Source organism: Pseudomonas sp. 1L-E-NC-VB-C3 (genome assembly GCF_057291535.1).
The window spans coordinates 132,894-151,359 of record NZ_JBXAWD010000013.1 but is presented as its reverse complement, the minus strand read 5'-3'; the positions used below and the strand labels follow the sequence as shown (position 1 = coordinate 151,359).

General features: G+C 60.4%; 14 protein-coding genes, 1 other RNA gene and 1 pseudogene. 3 read left to right on the top strand and 13 right to left on the bottom strand.

From position 1 onward, the window contains the following. Positions 1-462: 462 nt before the first annotated feature. On the bottom strand, positions 463-1,479 hold the full coding sequence (gene gliR / locus AC0Z5Z_RS21250) for an AraC family transcriptional regulator GliR (RefSeq protein ID WP_310220351.1): 1,017 nt from the start codon (positions 1,477-1,479) through the stop codon (positions 463-465). Between the two features lie 188 nt (positions 1,480-1,667). Between gliR and AC0Z5Z_RS21245 the strand changes: the two genes are divergently transcribed. The 3 genes from AC0Z5Z_RS21245 to AC0Z5Z_RS21235 are packed head-to-tail and all read left to right on the top strand — an operon-like array spanning position 1,668 to position 6,411. Beyond that, on the top strand, positions 1,668-3,272 hold the full coding sequence (locus AC0Z5Z_RS21245; protein WP_485611594.1) for an FAD-binding oxidoreductase: 1,605 nt from the start codon (positions 1,668-1,670) through the stop codon (positions 3,270-3,272). Continuing rightward, entirely contained in the window at positions 3,269-4,864 is a 1,596-nt protein-coding gene (locus AC0Z5Z_RS21240) for a glycerol-3-phosphate dehydrogenase/oxidase (RefSeq protein ID WP_485611593.1), read from the top strand. The genes AC0Z5Z_RS21245 and AC0Z5Z_RS21240 overlap by 4 nt, the downstream gene beginning before the upstream one ends. Beyond that, on the top strand, positions 4,861-6,411 hold the full coding sequence (locus AC0Z5Z_RS21235) for an FGGY-family carbohydrate kinase (RefSeq protein ID WP_485611592.1): 1,551 nt from the start codon (positions 4,861-4,863) through the stop codon (positions 6,409-6,411). Before AC0Z5Z_RS21240 ends, AC0Z5Z_RS21235 begins: the two co-directional genes overlap by 4 nt. 612 nt (positions 6,412-7,023) lie before the next feature. Here the strand turns inward: AC0Z5Z_RS21235 and AC0Z5Z_RS21230 are convergent. From AC0Z5Z_RS21230 to AC0Z5Z_RS21175, 12 genes and pseudogenes are all read right to left on the bottom strand, one after another. After that, positions 7,024-7,728 (bottom strand): methyl-accepting chemotaxis protein, encoded by a 705-nt coding sequence (locus tag AC0Z5Z_RS21230; RefSeq protein ID WP_370593651.1) that lies wholly within the window; start codon positions 7,726-7,728, stop codon positions 7,024-7,026. 201 nt (positions 7,729-7,929) lie between these two features. Further along, positions 7,930-8,808 (bottom strand): annotated as a pseudogene (locus AC0Z5Z_RS21225) (methyl-accepting chemotaxis protein); the annotation flags it as partial. 282 nt (positions 8,809-9,090) lie between these two features. After that, positions 9,091-9,678: a GNAT family N-acetyltransferase gene (locus tag AC0Z5Z_RS21220; RefSeq protein ID WP_056782846.1), complete on the bottom strand. Its 588-nt coding sequence runs from the start codon at positions 9,676-9,678 to the stop codon at positions 9,091-9,093. Positions 9,679-9,916: 238 nt separating this feature from the next. Next, a complete protein-coding gene (locus AC0Z5Z_RS21215) occupies positions 9,917-10,765 on the bottom strand; it encodes a hypothetical protein (RefSeq protein WP_056782848.1) in 849 nt (282 codons plus the stop codon). Continuing rightward, a complete protein-coding gene (locus AC0Z5Z_RS21210; RefSeq protein WP_156388155.1) occupies positions 10,762-10,974 on the bottom strand; it encodes a hypothetical protein in 213 nt (70 codons plus the stop codon). The genes AC0Z5Z_RS21215 and AC0Z5Z_RS21210 overlap by 4 nt, the downstream gene beginning before the upstream one ends. Before the next feature lie 358 nt (positions 10,975-11,332). Further along, positions 11,333-11,721: a transfer-messenger RNA gene (ssrA, locus tag AC0Z5Z_RS21205) on the bottom strand. 95 nt (positions 11,722-11,816) lie between these two features. After that, on the bottom strand, positions 11,817-12,092 hold the full coding sequence (locus tag AC0Z5Z_RS21200) for a hypothetical protein (protein ID WP_016771781.1): 276 nt from the start codon (positions 12,090-12,092) through the stop codon (positions 11,817-11,819). Between the two features lie 207 nt (positions 12,093-12,299). Next, a complete protein-coding gene (locus AC0Z5Z_RS21195; protein WP_056782851.1) occupies positions 12,300-12,581 on the bottom strand; it encodes a hypothetical protein in 282 nt (93 codons plus the stop codon). A gap of 112 nt (positions 12,582-12,693) precedes the next feature. Next, the gene (locus AC0Z5Z_RS21190) at positions 12,694-15,504 is read right to left on the bottom strand and encodes an FAD-binding and (Fe-S)-binding domain-containing protein (protein ID WP_485611591.1); all 2,811 of its coding nucleotides are present in this window, start codon (positions 15,502-15,504) and stop codon (positions 12,694-12,696) included. Beyond that, complete coding sequence (locus AC0Z5Z_RS21185; protein WP_485611590.1) at positions 15,501-16,172, bottom strand: LutC/YkgG family protein; 672 nt, start codon at positions 16,170-16,172, stop codon at positions 15,501-15,503. The genes AC0Z5Z_RS21190 and AC0Z5Z_RS21185 overlap by 4 nt, the downstream gene beginning before the upstream one ends. After that, a complete protein-coding gene (locus AC0Z5Z_RS21180; protein WP_041477924.1) occupies positions 16,169-17,626 on the bottom strand; it encodes a LutB/LldF family L-lactate oxidation iron-sulfur protein in 1,458 nt (485 codons plus the stop codon). Before AC0Z5Z_RS21180 ends, AC0Z5Z_RS21185 begins: the two co-directional genes overlap by 4 nt. After that, positions 17,623-18,447 carry a (Fe-S)-binding protein gene (locus tag AC0Z5Z_RS21175; RefSeq protein ID WP_041477925.1) on the bottom strand — a complete coding sequence of 275 codons (825 nt, stop codon included), beginning with the start codon at positions 18,445-18,447 and terminating at the stop codon, positions 17,623-17,625. The genes AC0Z5Z_RS21180 and AC0Z5Z_RS21175 overlap by 4 nt, the downstream gene beginning before the upstream one ends. Between the last annotated feature and the right edge of the window lie 19 nt (positions 18,448-18,466).

Genomic DNA, 18,466 nt, shown 5'->3' with positions numbered 1-18,466 from the left:
GAAGCTGCATCCGTTTCGCCGCTAAGCAAAGGGAGGCAGCTGTGCGCAAGTTAGCGGACCGGTAAGCATTCAACCCGGTGCATCCGAAGATGCCATGCGCACAGCCACCATCGAGTGCAGGCGGGAGCCTGACTGGATTGGACTTGTACAACCGGAATGCTGTCCGAGCCGCTAAGCTCGGTCACTGAGAAATCGGTGACCGAATCAAGTTACCGGCAGGCCCCAAGGCGCACAAGCCGGCGGATTCTGGCGCAGGCGTAGGCAGCGGCGCAAGGAATTGTGGGTGGTTTCGCTGAATGTCTGGCGGCTTTAAACAGTTGTGCCAAGACGCGTTTAATCGGTGTGGCAAATGACGCCTTCGCGAGCAGGCTCGCTCCCACAAGGGGGCTGCGGTGAACTCGGAAATGCAGGCAACTGAGAACTACTGTGGGAGCGAGCCTGCTCGCGAAGAGGCCATCAGCATCACCGCCGATTCCGCAGCCGAAACTCCCCCGGCGGCATCCCGCGCCAGCTCTTGAACGTGCGATGAAACGAGCGCGGCTCGGTGAAGCCCAGATACTGCGCAATGTCCTGAATCGGCAACGTGCTGTTGAGCAAATAATGCTCGGCCAGTTCCTGACGCAGCTCATCGAGAATCTGCTGATACGACGTCCCGGCCTGCTGCAATTGCCGCTGCAACGTGCGCACCGAGACGCTGAGCTGCTCCGCCACTTGCTCCTTGCGCGGCAAGCCCTCCTTGAGCAAACCGCGCAGGATGTTTTTCACCTGCTGCGCCAGCGACGCATCTTCCAGCGTCGCCAGCAAACCCATCGCGTGTTCTTCCAGGGTTCGCAGCAATTGCGCATCGGCCTGACGCAGCGGCAATTGCAAATACGCCAGCGGCACCACCAGCGCCGAATACGCCTGATCGAATAGCACCGGGCAACCAAAAAACGCCTCGTACTCGGCCAGCGTCACCGCATCCGGCCGCCCATGCTCCAGCCATACGCAGGCCGGCGACAGCTGCGTGTCGGCGATCCAGCGCGCATAGTGCAGCCACGAACCGAGCACATTTTCCACCAGATGCCGACGAATCCGTGGCCGCTGGTAACGGCAGGCCCAGATCAGATGCACGTGCTCGCCCTGCACCTCGGCGCGGCTGACGCCCATGTCGCCGACGAGTTTTTCGAACGGCATGATCCGGCTCATCGCATCGCCCAGCGTCGCGCAATTCATGGTGATGTAACCGAGCACGCTCCACGAATTGGGCAGGACGAAATTCGCCGCATGCAGCCCGAACAACCCATCGCCGGAGTGCTCGCAGAAATAATCCAGCAAGCGCTCGTGAACCTCACCCGGCAGGCGCAAGGTGTTGTCGCTCAACTGCTGCGCCTGCAACCCGGCCGCCGCCAATGCAGGCTCGATGGCCATGCCCAACTGTTCGGCATGACGCAGGTATTTGAGCAGCGGCGGAACGGAAGTGAAGCCGAGCGATGGCATGGTCGCGGTCCTTTGATCGACGGCGCGTGAGCGAATGAATGCCGCAAGGTAAGTGGATTGCCCGGCGAAAGTAAATGCCCGGACGTTTGGCGCCATTCGCTACATGATCTGGCCGGATGCGACCGTGACAGATCTCCAGCGCTGACTAGTATGCAAGCTTGATCCAACGGCAGAAAAAGGACACACGCATGCGACGCTGGAACGGCTGGGGAGAGGCAGGCACGGTGGTCGAACTGCCGGCCCAGGGCGCGACATTTCTCCACGAACGCTTGGGCGCTGGCCGCGCATTGCCCGATGCGACATTGGAAGCGGCGTTGACGCAAGTGCCGACCTCGCGTCTGGTGCCGCATCGCTTGTACAGCGTCGATACTCACGATCGCCTGCTGCACGCTCGCGGCCAGAGCCTGCCGGATTGGTTGGCATTACGCGAAGGCGCGCTGGGTACTTATCCCGATGCCGTGGCGTTTCCCGAAACCGCCGAGCAGATCCGCCAATTGCTGGCCCTCGCCCATGATCAGGACCTCTGTCTGATTCCCTATGGCGGCGGCACGTCGGTGGCCGGACACATCAATCCGCCAAACTCCGCGCGCCCGGTGCTGACGGTGTCGCTGGCGCGGATGAATCGTCTGACCGACCTCGACGAACACAGCCTGCTGGCGACGTTCGGCCCCGGCGCCAGCGGGCCGCAAGTGGAAAGCCAATTGCGTGCGCGCGGCTACACGCTGGGGCATTTTCCGCAGTCATGGGAGCTGTCGACCCTGGGCGGTTGGGTGGCCAGTCGTTCCAGCGGCCAGCAGTCGTTGCGCTACGGGCGGATCGAGCAATTGTTCGCTGGCGGCACCCTGGAAACGTTCGCCGGGCCTTTGCAGATTCCGACATTCCCGGCGTCGGCCGCCGGCCCGGATCTGCGTGAAGTGGTGCTCGGTTGCGAAGGCCGTTTTGGGATCATTTCCGAGGTCAAAGTGCGAGTCAGCGCGTTGCCGGCGGACGAGCGTTTCTACGGTGTGTTCCTGCCCGACTGGCCGCAAGCGCTGCAAGCGATCCGCCAATTGGCGCAGGCGCGCGTACCGCTGTCGATGCTGCGTCTGTCCAACGCGGTGGAAACCGAAACGCAACTGGCGCTGGCCGGCCATCCGCAGCAGATCGCCTGGCTGGTGAAGTACCTCAAGCTGCGCGGCGCCGGCGACGGCAAATGCCTGCTGACCTTCGGCGTGACCGGCAATCGCCAGCAAAACGCACTGTCACTGAAACACGCGCGCCAACATCTGAAAGCCTTCGGCGGCGTGTTCACCGGCACCCTGCTGGGCAAGAAGTGGGCGCAGAACCGCTTCCGTTTTCCCTACCTGCGCGAGAACCTGTGGAACGCCGGCTACGTGGTCGACACCCTCGAAACGGCCACCGACTGGAGCAACGTCGACCACTTGCTCAGCCTCATCGAAAACAGCCTGCGCGACGCCTTGGCCGCCGAGGGCGAGCGCGTGCATGTGTTCACTCATCTCTCGCACGTCTACGGCGAAGGCTCGAGCATTTACACCACTTACGTGTTTCGCCCGGCCGCCGACTATGCCGCGACGCTGGCGCGCTGGCGGATGCTCAAACACGCGGCCAGCCAAACCATCGTCGACAACCACGGCACGATCAGTCATCAGCACGGTGTCGGCAAGGATCACGCGCCGTATCTGCTGCGCGAAAAAGGCCCGCTGGCGCTGCAGACGTTGCAGGCGTTGAGCGAACATTTCGACCCGGAAAGGCGCCTCAATCCCGGCACGTTATTGCCAGAGTCGCGGCCATGATGGCGAACTGGAACGCGCAGTGGCGCGAGCAGATGCTACCGACGCTGGCGGATCAAACCTGGGACCTGATCGTCATCGGCGGCGGCATCAGCGGCGCCGGAATCGTCCGCGAAGCCGCACGCCGAGGCTGGCGCTGTTTGCTGCTGGAACAGCGCGATTTTGCCTGGGGCACCTCCAGCCGATCATCGAAAATGGTCCACGGCGGTTTGCGTTACATCGCCAAGGGCCAGTGGCGCCTGACCCGCGATTCGGTGCGCGAGCGCCAGCGCCTGCTCGACGAAGCGCCGGGACTGGTCGAGCCGATGAGTTTCATGATGCCGCACTATCGCGGCGGCTTTCCCGGGCCGCGCGTCATGGGCGGCTTGCTCTCGGTGTACGACGCGCTGGCGGGGCGGCGCAACCATGCTTTTCATGACGCCGAGCAACTGCGTTTTCTCGCCCCGGGGGTTAAGGAAAACGGCCTGCTCGGCGGCAGCTGTTTTGTCGATGCACTGACCGATGATGCGCGGCTGGTGATGCGCGTACTGCGCGAGGCTCGGGCCGATGGCGCGGTGATAATCAATGCTGTGCGGGTCACGCAACTGCTGCGTGAAGGCGGGCGGGTGTGCGGGGTTCAGATCGAAGATGGCGAGGGCGGGGCGACGCTGCAATTGCGCTCTGGCGTGCTGGCCGTGGCTACGGGCGCTTGGGCTGAGCGCTTGCGTCCCGTTGAGTCCGCGAAGCAATTGCGCCCGTTGCGCGGCAGTCATCTATTACTGCCGGGCTGGCGTCTGCCAGTGGCGCAGGCGTTCACTTTTCTGCATCAGCGCGATCGGCGCCCAGTGTTTGTCTTTCCTTGGGAAGGCGCGACGGTGGTCGGCACCACGGACCTCGATCACCGCGACGATCTCGACCAGAGCGCGCACATTTCCAGCGAAGAACTCGACTACCTGCTCGCCGCGTGCCAGCAGCAATTTCCCGGCGCCGAAATTGGTGTCGACGACGTGCTCTCGACCTGGTCAGGCGTGCGTCCGGTGGTCGGCAGCGCGACGGGTGCGCAGCAGGGCAAACCGTCGAACGAAACCCGCGAACATGTGTTGTGGCAAGAGCCCGGTTGCGTGACTTTGGCCGGCGGCAAACTGACCACATTTCGCCCGCAAGCGATCGAAGTGCTCAAGGCTTGTGCGGGGATGCTCGGGCGCTCTTTTGTCGATGACGGCGCGCCGGTGTTCGCCGCTGTGCCGCCGCTGACAATCGCGGGACTGAGCGGCAATCAATGGCGACGCCTGGCCGGACGTCACGGTCGAGACCTGTCGAGGCTGGCGCAATTGCTCGGCGAACTCGCTCTGGAAACGGTTGGCGCCACCGATACTTTGTGGGCAGAGCTGGCGTTTGCCTGCGAGGCGGAAATGGTTGTGCACCTGGATGATTTGCTGCTGCGTCGCACCCGTTTGGGCCTATTGCTGCCGCGCGGTGGCGAGGATTTTTTCCCGGCGATCCGCACGCTGTGCCAGCCACGATTGGCCTGGGATGATGAGCGCTGGCAAACGGAAATCCAGCGCTATCGTTTGCTTTGGCTGCGCGATCACGGCTTGCCGGAGATCACACCATGAAATACCTGTTAGCGATCGACAACGGCACCCAGAGCGTGCGTGCGTTGCTCTTCGATCTGCAGGGCAATCTGCTCGGCAAAGGCAAAGTCGACTTGCAGGCGTACTACTCGACGCAACCCGGTTGGGCCGAGCAGGATCCGGAATATTACTGGGCGAAACTCGGCGAGGCCTGCCAGCAACTCTGGCAGCAGACCGGCATCGACCGTGCGCAGATTGCCGGCGTGTCCCTGACCACCCAGCGCGGCACCGTGATCAATGTCGACGCCGAGGGCAAACCGCTGCGCCCGGCAATTGTCTGGCTCGATCAACGTCAGGCTGAGGTCGAGGGTGGCATCAAAGGGCCGTGGGGCTGGCTGTTCAAACTGGTCGGCGCCCAAGCGACGGTGGATTATTTCCGCGCCCAGGCCGAGGCCAACTGGATCGCCCGGCATCAGCCCGAGGTGTGGGCGGCGACCGACAAGTATTTACTGCTTTCAGGCTTCCTCACCCATCGCTTGTGCGGGCGCTTCGTCGACTCCATCGGCTGTTGCGTCGGCTATCTGCCCTTCGACTTCAAACGGCTGAAGTGGGCGGCGCCGCGCGACTGGAAATGGCAGGCACTGGCGGTGCGCCCCGAGCAGTTGCCAACCCTGCACAAACCCGGCGAAACCCTCGGCTACATCAGCGCCGAAGCTGCCCGGCACACCGGCATTCCCGAAGGGCTACCGCTGATTGCCGCTGGCGCGGACAAGGCCTGCGAAGTGATCGGCTCCGGCGTGGTCGATGCGCGCACCGTGTGCCTGTCTTACGGCACCACCGCGACCATCACCAGCACCCGCTCGCGCTACCTGGAAATCGTCCCGCTGATCCCGCCGTACCCCTCGGCCGTGCCCGATCAGTACAACTGCGAAGTGATGATCTATCGCGGCTACTGGATGGTCAGCTGGTTCAAGAACGAATTCGGCCTGCGCGAAATGCAGCAGGCGAAAGCGCAAGGCATCGAACCGGAGCAACTGTTCGACGCACTGGTCGACGCGGTGCCGCCGGGCTCGATGGGCCTCATGCTGCAACCGTACTGGTCACCGGGCATCCGCGAACCGGGCGTGGAAGCCAAAGGCGCGATGATCGGCTTCGGCGACGTACACACCCGCGCGCACATCTACCGCGCGATTCTCGAAGGCCTGGCCTACGCGTTGCGCCAGGGCATGGAGAGCATCGAGCGGCGCTCAAAAGTCTCGATCAAACGCCTGCGCGTCGCCGGCGGCGGCTCACAAAGCGACGCCGCCATGCAACTGACCGCCAACATCTTCGGCCTGCCGGCAGAGCGCCCGCATGTGTATGAAGCCTCCGGGTTGGGGGCGGCGATATGCTGCGCGGTGGGGTTGGGACTGCACAGGGATTTCCCATCGGCCATTGCGGCGATGACTCGGGTTGGAGCGGTCTTTAACCCACAACCCGAGGCGCAGGAGATTTACCAGCAACTGTACAAAGACGTTTACCTGCGCATGTACCGGCAGCTCAAACCGCTGTACCAAAGCATCCGCAAAATCACCAGTTATCCCGAATAGTCCTGACACCATAGACCCCTGTGGGAGCGAGCCTGCTCGCGAAGGCGGAGTGTCAGGCACTGTTGATTCGCCTGACCCACCGCTTTCGCGAGCAGGCTCGCTCCCACAGGGATTTTGCTGTGCGCTCAAAATCCGGTGAGTCACACAAATCCAAATGTGGGAGCGAGCTTGCTCGCGAAGGCGCAGCGTCAAGCAATGTTGATTTGATTGACCCACCGCCATCCCGGGCAAGCCCGCTCCCACAGGGGTATTGCGGTGTGCTCAAAATCCAGCGACCCACACAAATCCAATGTGGGAGCGAGCCTGCTCGCGAAGGCGCAGCGTCAAGCAATGTTGATTTGACTGACCCACCTCCATCGCGGGCAAGCCCGCTCCCACAGGAATTTTGCTGTGTGCTCAAAATCCAGCGACCCACACAAATCCAATGTGGGAGCGAGCCTGCTCGCGAAGGCGCAGTGTCAGGCGACGTTGGTTTGACTGACCCATCGCCATCGCGGGCAAGCCCGCTCCCACAGGGATTTTCGGTGAGCTCAAAATCCTGCGAGCCACACAAATCCAATGTGGGAGCGGGCTTGCCCGCGATTCGGTTTCAGCCTCAGCGCAAAACCAACGTCATACGCGGAAGTGGCTGACCATCTGCTGCAACTGACCACCCAACCGCGCCAGTTCAACACTCGACGCTGCCGTCTCATCACTCGCCGCTGCGGTCTGCTCGGACACGTCGCGCACGTTGATGATGCTGCGGCTGATCTCTTCGGCCACGGCGCTTTGCTGTTCGGCAGCGGCGGCGATCTGCTGGTTCATCGACTGGATGTTCGACACTGTACGGGTGATGTTTTCCAGCGAGGCGCCGGCCTTGCGCGTCAGGGCGACGCTGCTGTCGGTCAGCGCGCGGCTGTTGTTCATCACTGCCGAAACCTGCTGGGTGCCGTTCTGCAGACCGGCGACCAGACCTTCGATTTCCTCAGTCGACTTCTGCGTACGCTGAGCCAGACCGCGCACCTCATCGGCCACCACGGCAAACCCACGCCCGGCTTCACCGGCACGCGCTGCTTCGATCGCGGCGTTGAGTGCGAGCAGGTTAGTCTGTTCGGCGACAGCCTTGATCACGTCCATGACGCTGCCGATCTTGTCGCTTTCCTGTTGCAGCACGCTCATCGCTTCGGTCGAACGCACCACTTCGCTGGCCAGACGTTCGATCTGCGCGATGGCCTCATTCACCACCTTGTCGCCTTCACGGGCTTCGCCATCCGCCGCAGCGGCAGCTTGCGACGCTTCCTCAGCATTGCGCGCAACTTCCTGCACAGTGGCAGTCATTTCGTGCATGGCAGTGGCGACCTGATCGGTCTCGACTTTCTGGCTGTTCACACCGGCGCTGGTCTGCTCGGTCACGGCCGACAACTCTTCAGCGGCGCTGGCAATCTGGGTAACGCCGTCGCGGATGCCGCTGATCAAATCACGCAGGGTCACGCCCATCCGCGCGATGCCTTGCTGCAACACGCCGAGTTCGTCGCGACGGGTAACGGTGACATTCTGGGTCAGGTCGCCGCTGGCAATACGCTCGACCACGGCCAAGGTTTCCTGCAACGGGCGGGTAATCTGACGGGTGATGATTACCGCCGCAATCACGCCAACCAGCAGCGCCAGCAACGTACTGATCAACTGGAAGGTGCGCGCCTGGGCACTTTCGGCGTCACGGCGATCAAGCTGAATCTGGTACAGCTGTTCGCTCAGGGCGACGATGGTGGTGCCCTGATCGGTCATTTCCTTACGCGCCTGCACCGCCTCGGTGTTGGCGTTCTTGTACGCCATCAACGCACTGCGATAGCTGGTCAGCGCGGTTTCCAGTTGGCGCAGGGCATCCTGCTGAGACGCGGCAAATTGCGCGTTCAGCGGTTTGAGGCTGGCGATGGCCGCGTCGATCTGGCCGACGGCTTTCTGCTCGGTCTCGGCGTTGCTGGTCGCGGTGTAACCACGCACTTCATAGCGCGCGAGGATGAAGGCTTCCTTCGCGGCAGTAACCGCCTGGAACTGCTCGAAACGCTGGTCGCTCAACTCCAACTGCTGCACACGCTGGCTGATCGATTCGATCAGGTTGTAGGCGTTCTGGGCGTTGACGCTCATGGTGTCGCGCGCACTGTTGCCGGTGCGATAGGCGTTGCGCATTTTGTTCAGCGAGGTCTGGTATTCAGCGATGGTCGCGGCCTGCTGCTTGAGCAGCTTGACGTTCTCCGGACTCTTGAATTTGCTGATCAGCGCCTGCTGCTGAGCGGCGAAACTTTCCAGGGTGGTCTGCACATTCTGCGCGGCGGTTTCGTCGCCGTTGGTCAGCATGTATTGCAGGCGCACCACGCGCAGTTTGGTCAGGCCAGCGTTGAGCTGGGTGATGTCGCTCATCCAGTTGCTGCGGTCGATCAGGCCGCCGAGGCTGGTCCAGCCGGTCAGCGCCAGAACGCAGGTCAGGGCCAGCACCAGGCCGAAGCCCAGGCCGAGTTTCATGTTCACGCTGATGTTACCGAACCAGCTATTCATGCAAATCCTCCAGAAACGTTGGGTTTCTTGGTCGTCAGTTAAGCTGGAAGATTGTTGTTCTTTTGAGCCAGCAGGGGTGTTAGCAGGTCTGTATCGGCCGCAAACCCGAGAGCTGAAAGGATTTTTGTCTGACAGGTTTCGCGCAACTCAACCCAGGCGCCGCGACCAGCGCTGATCCGGCGCCTCGAACCCCGGATTGACCAGCGCCGTCAGCACATGATCCTGCCAACGTCCGGCGATGTTCAGATACGCCTTCGCATAGCCCTCGCGCTCAAAACCCAAGCGCTCAAGCAACCGCGCACTGCGCTCATTGCCCGGAATGTAATTGGCCATGATCCGATGCAGATTCTGCACATCGAACATATAACCAATCCCCGCCTCCAGCCCCTCCTGCATCAAACCCAGCCCCTGATGCGCCTCATCGATGTGATAACCCAAATAACACGCCTGAAACGCCCCGCGAATAATCCCGCTGAAATTGCACGCACCAATCATCTGCTTACCATCCGGCGACAGCAGCGCGAAATGCATGGCTAACCCGGCTTCGAAGGCGCTGGCCTGGATCTCGAGACGACGGCGGATGTTGGCGGTGGAGAAGTAGTCGGTGGTGCGGATGGGCGACCACGGCGCCAGGTGGCGGAGGTTGCGCTGGTAGAACGCGCTTTCGAGCTCGGCTTGATCGGGGGAGAGGATGGCAAGGGTCAGGCGCGGGCAGGGCAGGGATAACAGCGGCATCGAGCGCTCCTTGGCGAGGGATCTGCTGGCAGAGTCGCGCATATGGTGGGGAGCGGCAAGATATGGAGAAGCCGAGGCGAAAAAAAGCCCGCTAGGAGCGCGGGCGAACCGTAGTTTCTTGAATGAGCAGGGGGATTTTATGGGATCGGTCGGGTGGACGTAGTGAAGAAAAGTTCATCTCGCTTCTGCCGACCGGGTTGATGTCCCGACAGTCGATCTCCAGCGCACGATGAAAATATCAGCGCCCATACAGCACCGTGTTCATCAACGCATTGACCTGATTTGGCATCGTGTGGATGAACCAGTCGAAAGCAAGACCCGAGGTAAGCAGGTACGCGAGAACCAGCAGGATAGGCATGAAGATGATGTTTTTGCGCAGATTGGCGTACTTGCGGGTTTTTCTGGAAAGCCAAGGTTCGTGAGTACCGTTGTTATTGGCATGTGCACCCGCAACGATGAAGTAGGTTGAAAAAAGCATCATCCGAAGGCTGGTATAGATAAACAGCAGTACGCCTATCAGGTGTAGCAAGAACCAGTGCATGTCCAGCAAGACGAAATATTTTTTTATTCCCGTCAGGCCCTGCTCATTGATGATCTGCTGGCTGTACTGAAAGTTTTGCGGCGCTAGGGTGGGCATAAAAGCTTCGTCGGTGACATACGTCGCGGCCACGCAAAATGCCAAGCAAAACAACAGCGCAACGATCCACTTAATGCCCGCGAAGAAGCCTCGGTAAAGGCTATGCAAGGTGCCGCCAGCCCATAGTGAAATGGTGAATAGCGTGATCCAGGAAAGCAGGTTGAGTATCTCGGCCCGGAAAAACACATAAATCAGCCCGGCAATCACCATCATCATGAAGATGACTGGAGTCATATCCTGGCTTGTGCTGGCGGCGTTCACGCCCAGCGGTGGATTGACCACCGTGTTGAAGGTCAGGTTTACCGAATGGCCCGGCTGATTGGTGGATTGTGGAGAATCGCCTTTCAGTACCCGATCCAGAATGGCTCCCAGAATCAGGCCGAGGATGGTGAAGAACGCCGATATGTAGATATCGACTTCCTTGGATTGGATTGTTTCGATGAAGCTCATGGTTTATTGCCTTCCTTGTGCAGGTTGAGTTTCCACATGCGAACCGGTTTTCTCTGCGAGGCGTCCAGCCAGCCGCGGAATGGTAAGGGGATGGCTGTGGTTTTGCTATCACACAAGCGCAATCGTCTTACAGCCAAATTGGTTTCGTTTAATTGGAGAGTGAGCCGAATCGGTGCCGCCCCAGCGTCCTTTTGTACAACGTCGAACATTCACAGCCACCGGCAGGCTTGAGAATGTGAAGGAAATGGGCGGCCATTCGACTAACCCCAGATGCGACAAAGCCCGCACTGGGCGGGCTTTGTCGTTGAGAGTTGGTGGGTCTTTGTCCTTGGGCTTGGCGGCTTTGATTTTTAGGTCTGAAAGGCGTGTAGCTCGGGCTCCCATGGGTACTCCAACGCTGTTTGTGTATTCCAAAATTTACCAGTCACGGGCTTGGAATACGCCTTGGAATACAGTTCAAAATGGATCTGCCTGAAGCGCTGTGGAGCTCAATGGCCCTGAAACCCCCGTATTTACTGGATTTCAGGCACAAAAAAAGACGTCCGTGGACGTCTTTAGATGATTATTTGGTGGAGCCGGGGGGATTTGAACCCCCGTCCGCCAGTACTCCGCTGTCGGTACTACATGCGTAGCCGTGTCTATTAAGTTAACCCTCAGCGACCCGACGGGCAGGGTGCTTTGGGCGAGTTGTGTAAGTTTTAGCCGCTTCGTCCACAACGTACTGCACGGCGATTCTGTTCTATATGACAATCATTTCGGGTTTACAGACATCCCCTGATGATTGCTGGACCCGAAGGTACCAGGAGCATTGTCAGCTGCAATTAAGCAGCGAGAGCAACACCGTATTGGTCGTCATTGGCAACTATAAGTAGTTGCAACAGTGGATTTACGACTTCTGTTACCAAGTCGGCATGCACCTAGAGTTTCGCAACCGGCGTCGAATCCTAAACGGCCCCGAACTCATTGCCCGGTGAATCTGTTCGGGCAACAAGCGTGCACAGTGTACGTCAAAACGCTTGGCAGGCCAACCCGAAGGTTGGCCTGCGGGACATCAGTTACGCGTCGGGTTACGGATCTGCATCTTGCTGATGATGCCGTTGGTAACCTCGATGCATTCCTTGTCGTTGCCGGACGCCTGGGCCGCAGTGGCTTTTTCCTGTGCTTCCTTGATGTTATTCATGGAGCTTTCAGGAAGGGACGGCTGGCTGGTGACGAAATCTTTGATGCTTTGAAGATTCCCGGCGCAGAGGTCTTTGTCCGCCGCGAACACCGGCGAGGCCAGAAGTGCACCAGTGATAAACAATCCAGCAATTGCAGAATGCTTCATGGGTATCTCCTTGAACGATGGGGGCTCGGTGCTGCCGGACGGTTTGGCCGCGATGCCGAGGTCAAGACAAGCGAGGTCAGTATAGGACCTGTCTGGTTGACCGCTTCGCTGCGCAGGAATTCGGTTTTATTTGCAACGAATGTCAAAAGGCCAGATCGGTCTGGCCAGGTGCCGATGCAGCCGACCTGTAAAAGGTCGGCGCATAAATCATTTTTTGGTGTCACCGGTAGCGTTTTGAATGTCCAGCAGGGTTTGCTGGGTCTCAGCGACACAGTCATCAATCCTGCCTTGGTCCTTGAGTTTGCGGGCTTTGTTGACACTGGCCGATACGCGCGCATTCAGGTCTGTCGACGTCTGGTATTGGGATTTTGCGCTATCGATTCTCTGCAGATTGGCATCGCACAAATCGGCAGGTTTTTCAGCGGCGAACGAAGTGGACGCCATCATCGAGGCAGTGACAAACAGACCTAACATTACAGAGCGGTTCATGTGTATCTCCTTGAACTGAGGGTTCAGACTTCGCTGACCGTTGAACAGGCCCCGAATGATCCGGGGCATGTGCAGTGGACTACCGCCTCGCTCAAGGGTTCTGATTTTTTCCTCAGCAGGCTTTCGCCCGTGTCACCCGATCCACCAGATAAACCAGCCCGTGGTAGTCGATGCCACCGTGCTGGGTCAGGCCGATTTCACACGTGCGGCTGGTGGAAATGCCCTCGCTGCAGTACTGTACGGCGTCCTTGAGCGAACGCAGCGAATGGCTGTTCAGCTCCGGTGTGGTGAAGCCTTTGTCGCCGGCAAATCCGCAGCAATGTATGCCTTCAGGAATCACCACGGTGTTGCTGCATTTGCGCGCCAGATCGATCAGCGCCTGGCTTTCGCCCAAGTGTTGAGTGCTGCAGGTCACGTGCACGGCAATCGGCGCTTCCTGGGGTGTGAAGTCCAGACGATCCAGCAGATGCGTACGGATGAAGCGCACCGGATCGTACAGATCCAGTCGTGTTTCGCCGATGTCCTGAACCAGTCGCAACGTACACGGGCTGGTGTCGCAATAGATTGGATCGAGGCCGCCGCGACTGGCGTGGAGCAGTGCGCTGATCAGCTCCTGACGTTTGTGCTCGGCCTGTTCGGCGTAGCCTTTGGAGGCGAATGGCTGGCCGCAGCAGAGGTTGTCCTGATTGTCGGGAAAGACTACCTGGTAACCGGCCTTTTCCAGCAGGCCACGGGTTTTGTCGTACAGCGACATCTGCTCTCTGTCACCCGCCGCCGGGCCCATGACCCGCGAGACGCACGCCGCCAGATAAACCACGCGCGGGCGCTCGTCGGCCACGCTCGGGCTGAAGCGAATGGCTTTTTCCGGCTGTGGCATGGCGTTGGTCCACAACGGCACCTGGCCTTTGGACAAGCGCGTCAGCGTCGCCGACAACTTCGCCAGACGCGGTGCGCCGAGCATCATCCGCGCACCGTTGGCGACGTGCAGGGTGAAGCGCGCGCCTTGTAGGGTCTTGGCGAAATTTCCTTCGATCCAGTCAGCGGTTTTATGATGCGTGGCGTGTCGGCCACGGAGCTTTTTCACCAGCTCGCCGGTGTTGATGCCTACAGGGCAGCGTTGCGCGCACAGGCCGGTGGCGGCGCAGGTGTCGATGCCTTGGTAGTCGTAGGCTTTTTCCAGGTCGGTGGTGTCGACGCCGGCGCGCTTTTTCGCCTGGATATCGCGCCAGATGACGATGCGCTGGCGCGGGCTAAGGGTCAGGCCTTTCGAGGGGCAGACCGGTTCGCAGAAACCGCACTCGATGCACTTGTCCACAATCTCGTCCGCCGCCGGCAGTGGTTTCAGGTGCTTGAGGTGGATCTGCGGATCTTCGCTGAGCACCACGTCCGGATTGAGAATGCCGTTGGGGTCGAGCAGGCGTTTGAGCTGCCACATCAGTTGATAGGCGTCGCTGCCCCATTCCAGTTCCACGAACGGTGCCATGTTGCGCCCGGTGCCGTGTTCGGCCTTCAGCGAGCCGCCGAATTCCACGGCGACCAGTTGCGCGACGTCGTCCATGAACGCTTGGTAGCGTGCGATTTCTTCCGGGCTGTTGAAACCTTGGGTGAAGACGAAGTGCAGATTGCCTTCCAGTGCGTGTCCGAAAAGGATCGCTTCGTCGTAGGCATGTTTGTCGAACAGCTCGATCAGGCGATTGACGCCGATGGCCAGTTGTTCGACCGGGAAGGTCACGTCTTCGATGATTACTGTGGTGCCGGTTTTGCGCACGGCGCCGACGGCGGGGAAGGTGTCTTTGCGGATGGCCCAGAGGCGGGCGTTTTCCACCGGGTCTTCGGTGAAGTCGACCTGCTTCTCTACGGGGAAATCGCGCAGGGACGCCATGATTTGCGCCAGATGTTCCTGCAGCAATGTTGACGAAGCCGCCCGAGATTCGATGAGCAGCGCGCAGGCATTTTCCGACAGCAGCTGTACGAAAGCGGGCATGCCTTTTTTGTCCTGCACCGAGCGCAGACTGCGTCGATCAAGTAACTCCACCGCTGATACCGGTTGGCTTTTCAGCACGGTGACCGCGTTGCAGCAAGTCTCGACATCGGGGAACACGATCAGCGCCGAGGCCTTGTTCGGGTGATCGATGACGGTGTCGTAAGTCACCGCACTGATAAAGCCGAGGGTGCCCTCGGAGCCGACCAGCAGGTGGCTCAGGATATCCACAGGCTCGTCAAAATCGACCAGGGCGTTGAGCGACAGGCCGGTGGTATTTTTCAGACGGTATTTGTGGCGGATTCTTGCGGCCAGTTCGGCGTTGGCGCGGGTCTCGCGGCCTAATGTCGCCAAGCGTTCGAGCAGGTCGCCGTGGCTGGAGCGAAATGCCGCGACGCTGGCAGGGTCTTCGGTATCGAGGCGCGTGCCGTCGGCCAGCACCAGCCGAATTCCGGCCAATGTGTGATAGGTATTCTGCGCAGTGCCGCAGCACATGCCGCTGGCGTTGTTAGCGACGATGCCGCCGATCTTGCAGGCATTGATCGACGCCGGATCCGGGCCGATCTTGCGTCCGAACGGTGCCAACCAGGCGTTGGCCTGCGCGCCGATCACTCCCGGTTGCAGGCGGATTTGCGCGCCCTGGCCGCGGATCTCACGGGCGTTCCAGTTATCCCCAAGCACGATCAGCACGGAGTCGCTGATCGCCTGCCCGGACAGGCTGGTGCCGGCAGCGCGGAAGGTCACCGGCACCTTGTCGCGCTGGGTCAGTTGCAGCAGCGCCACGACTTCGTCTTCAGACTCGACGCGGATCACCAGTTTCGGAATCAGTCGATAGAAACTGGCGTCGGTGCCGAAGGCCAGAGTCGACAGCGGATCGTCGAAGCGCCGGTCTGCTGGAATCAGTCGCTCGGCATCTCGCAGGAAAGCAGCAGGAAGACTCATTGATCCTCCAGAATCAGCACGACCAGATCTTTCGGGCCATGCGCGCCATACGCCAGCACCTGTTCAATATCGGCGGTTTTCGACGGGCCGGAGACCAGCAGCGCGTTGGTCGGCATGCCTTGCGCCCATTCGAATTCCTCTTGCACCTGATAGAAGTTGTCGCGGATTTCGCTGGCCTTGAGCAGGGCGAAATGCACCGGCGGCACCAGACTCATCAAGCGCGGTTCTTCACGGGTTGGCCAGATAATCAGGCTGCCGGTCGCGGCGATCGCACCGAGGGTGCCGGTGAGGCTGGCCGGGGTGTCGTTGAACAGTTCGGCTTTCCACGCTTCCATTGGCCGGTCGTAGGACTTCAGTTCTGGCAGGTCGGGATTATTCGCCCAGTGCTGTGTGATGCGTTGCCCGTGCGGTGTGGTCGGTGCGATCAGCAGGCTCGGCAATTGGCGGTCGCGCAGCAGTTGCGCCAGTAATGCCGGCCACTCGGCGCCCGAGGTCAGGTGGATTTCGGTGTGCACCGCTTCCATCAGTTTGCGCAGTTGCGGGATGCGTTGCTCGGCGCTGTAGGTGTAGGGCTGGGTGACCAGATCGACATCGAAGTTGTCGGCAATTGGCGTGGTGCCGGTCAGACTTTTCCGCAGTTTGCCGAGGATATTTTGCTTGGCGCTCATCGACGCTCTCCCTGTTTGGCCAGATGCTCGCGGGCCATATCATGCAACGAACGCGCGGCCGGTTTTGGCGCGCTGTGGTTTTGCGTCCATGGGCCGACATTGCTCGGTGTGAGGGCACGCAGGCGCGTGGCGAAAAAAGCGAACAAGCGGTACAGCGTCGGTGAGCTGTTGAGTCTGGCCCAGGCGTTCCAGATGAAACGTTCCTTGCGCGAATACTTGCTGCCTTGGCCGCGCATCACCTGATTCGGTGCGTCCGGGGCTTTGACGTTTTCCTCGCGCAGACGGCGCAGGATGGCGGGGATCGGAATCTTCACCGGGCAGACTTCACCGCAGGCGCCGCACAGTGAGGACGCGCTCGGGTGGTCCGGGACCTTGGCCAGGCCGACCATGTGCGGGGTGATGATTTTGCCAATCGGCCCCGGGTAGACCTCGCCATAAGTGTGGCCGCCGACGCGGGTGTAAACCGGGCAATGATTCATGCAGGCGCCGCAGCGGATGCAGTTCAGGGTCTGGCGCAATTCACTGTCGGCGAAGGCCTGGCTGCGACCGTTGTCGAGCAGGACCAGATGCACTTCCTGCGGGCCATCGAGTTCGTGTTCCTTGCGCGGGCCGGAGATCATGTTGACGTAAGTGGTGATCGGAATGCCCAGCGCCGAGCGCGTCAGCAGTGACAGCAGCGGCACCACGTCGCGCAGGTTTTCCACGACTTTTTCGATACCGGTAACGGCGATGTGCACCGGCGGCACGGTGGTGGTCATGCGCCCGTTGCCTTCGTTTTCCACCAGCAGCAGGGTGCCGGTTTCGGCGACGGCGAAGTTGACGCCGGAGACGCCGATGTCGGCTTCGAAGAATTTCTGCCGCAGGACCCTGCGACCGATCTGAATGAGTTGGTCAACGTCCTTGGTGTATTCCACGCCAAGTTTGTCGTGGAACAAGGACGCGACCTGACCGGCATTCTTGTGGATCGCCGGCATAATGATGTGTGAAGGCTTCTCGTGGTCGAGCTGGACGATGTACTCCCCCATGTCGGACTCCAGACATTCAATGTCCCGAGCCTCGAGGAAATGGTTCATCTCCATCTCTTCGCTGACCATCGATTTGCCCTTGATCACTTGCCGCGCCTCGTGAGCGCGGATGATCGATAAGACGATGCCATTGGCCTCGTCCACCGTTTCCGCCCAGTGCACTGTCACACCGTTGCGGGTCAGGTTCTGTTCCAGTTGCTCGAGCAGGTCGGGCAACTTGGACAGCGCGCGGGCCTTGATCGAATTGCCCAGTGCGCGCAAGTGTTCTCTTTCGTGGGCATCGCTGAAAGCCGCTGCCCGTTTGGTCATCAGTGAATCCATAGCAGTGCGGAAGTTGTTCCGCAGCTGCTGATCACCCAAGGCATTGTGTGCCCGGGTGCGGAAATCTTCTTCTACGGCGACCGTAGGAATAATCGTTGAGGTGCTCATTGTGCACCTCCGGTTCGCTGCCAGAGGAAGCTCGCCAGATGTTGCCCGCGTAACGCTTCCTGCTGTTTCTCCAGCGCGCCGTTGATGTTCATCAAACAGCCGCAGTCGGCACTCAGTACCTTGTGGGCGCCGGATTCTTTCAACGCACGGGTCTTGTCAGCCACCATCGCGCCGGAAATGTCTGGCATACGGACGCTGAATGTCCCACCGAAGCCACAGCATTCGCTTTCGTGGTCGTGATTGACCCGCTCCACATTGCTCAACTGCGCCAACAACTCGCGGCCGTGCAGGTGGGTGTTCATTTCGCGGCGTGCCGAACACGAGGTGTGCAGCGCGACTTTCACCGGTTCGCCGCTGTCCTTGAGCTGCACCTTGCAGACGAACAGCAGAAACTCGGCCAGTTCATAAGTGCGAGCCGCAAGGGCCTGCACCTGTTTCAACGTTTCCGGCTCGTCCTTGAACAAGTCGGCGTAATGCTCGCGAAGCATGCCGGCGCAGGAACCCGAGGGCACTACCACCGGATAATCCCCGGCAAACAGCGCCAGTTGCGAGCGCGCTACCGTCCGCGCCTGCTCGGTGTAACCCGAGGTGTAGGCCGGTTGGCCGCAGCAACTCTGGCCTTGCGGATACTCGACCCGGATCCCTTCGCGCTCCAGCAGATGGATCGCGTCCATCCCGGCTTCGGGGTAGAACAGGTCGACCACACACGTGCCGAACAGGTAGACCCGCGACGGTTTCTCGCTGGGGTATTGCCGAGGTTCGGGCAGTGGCGGTGCCACGCGGGTCGCGTTCGGCACAGCGTTGTAAAAAAGCTCGCTCATCAGGCGTGTCTCCGGGTAG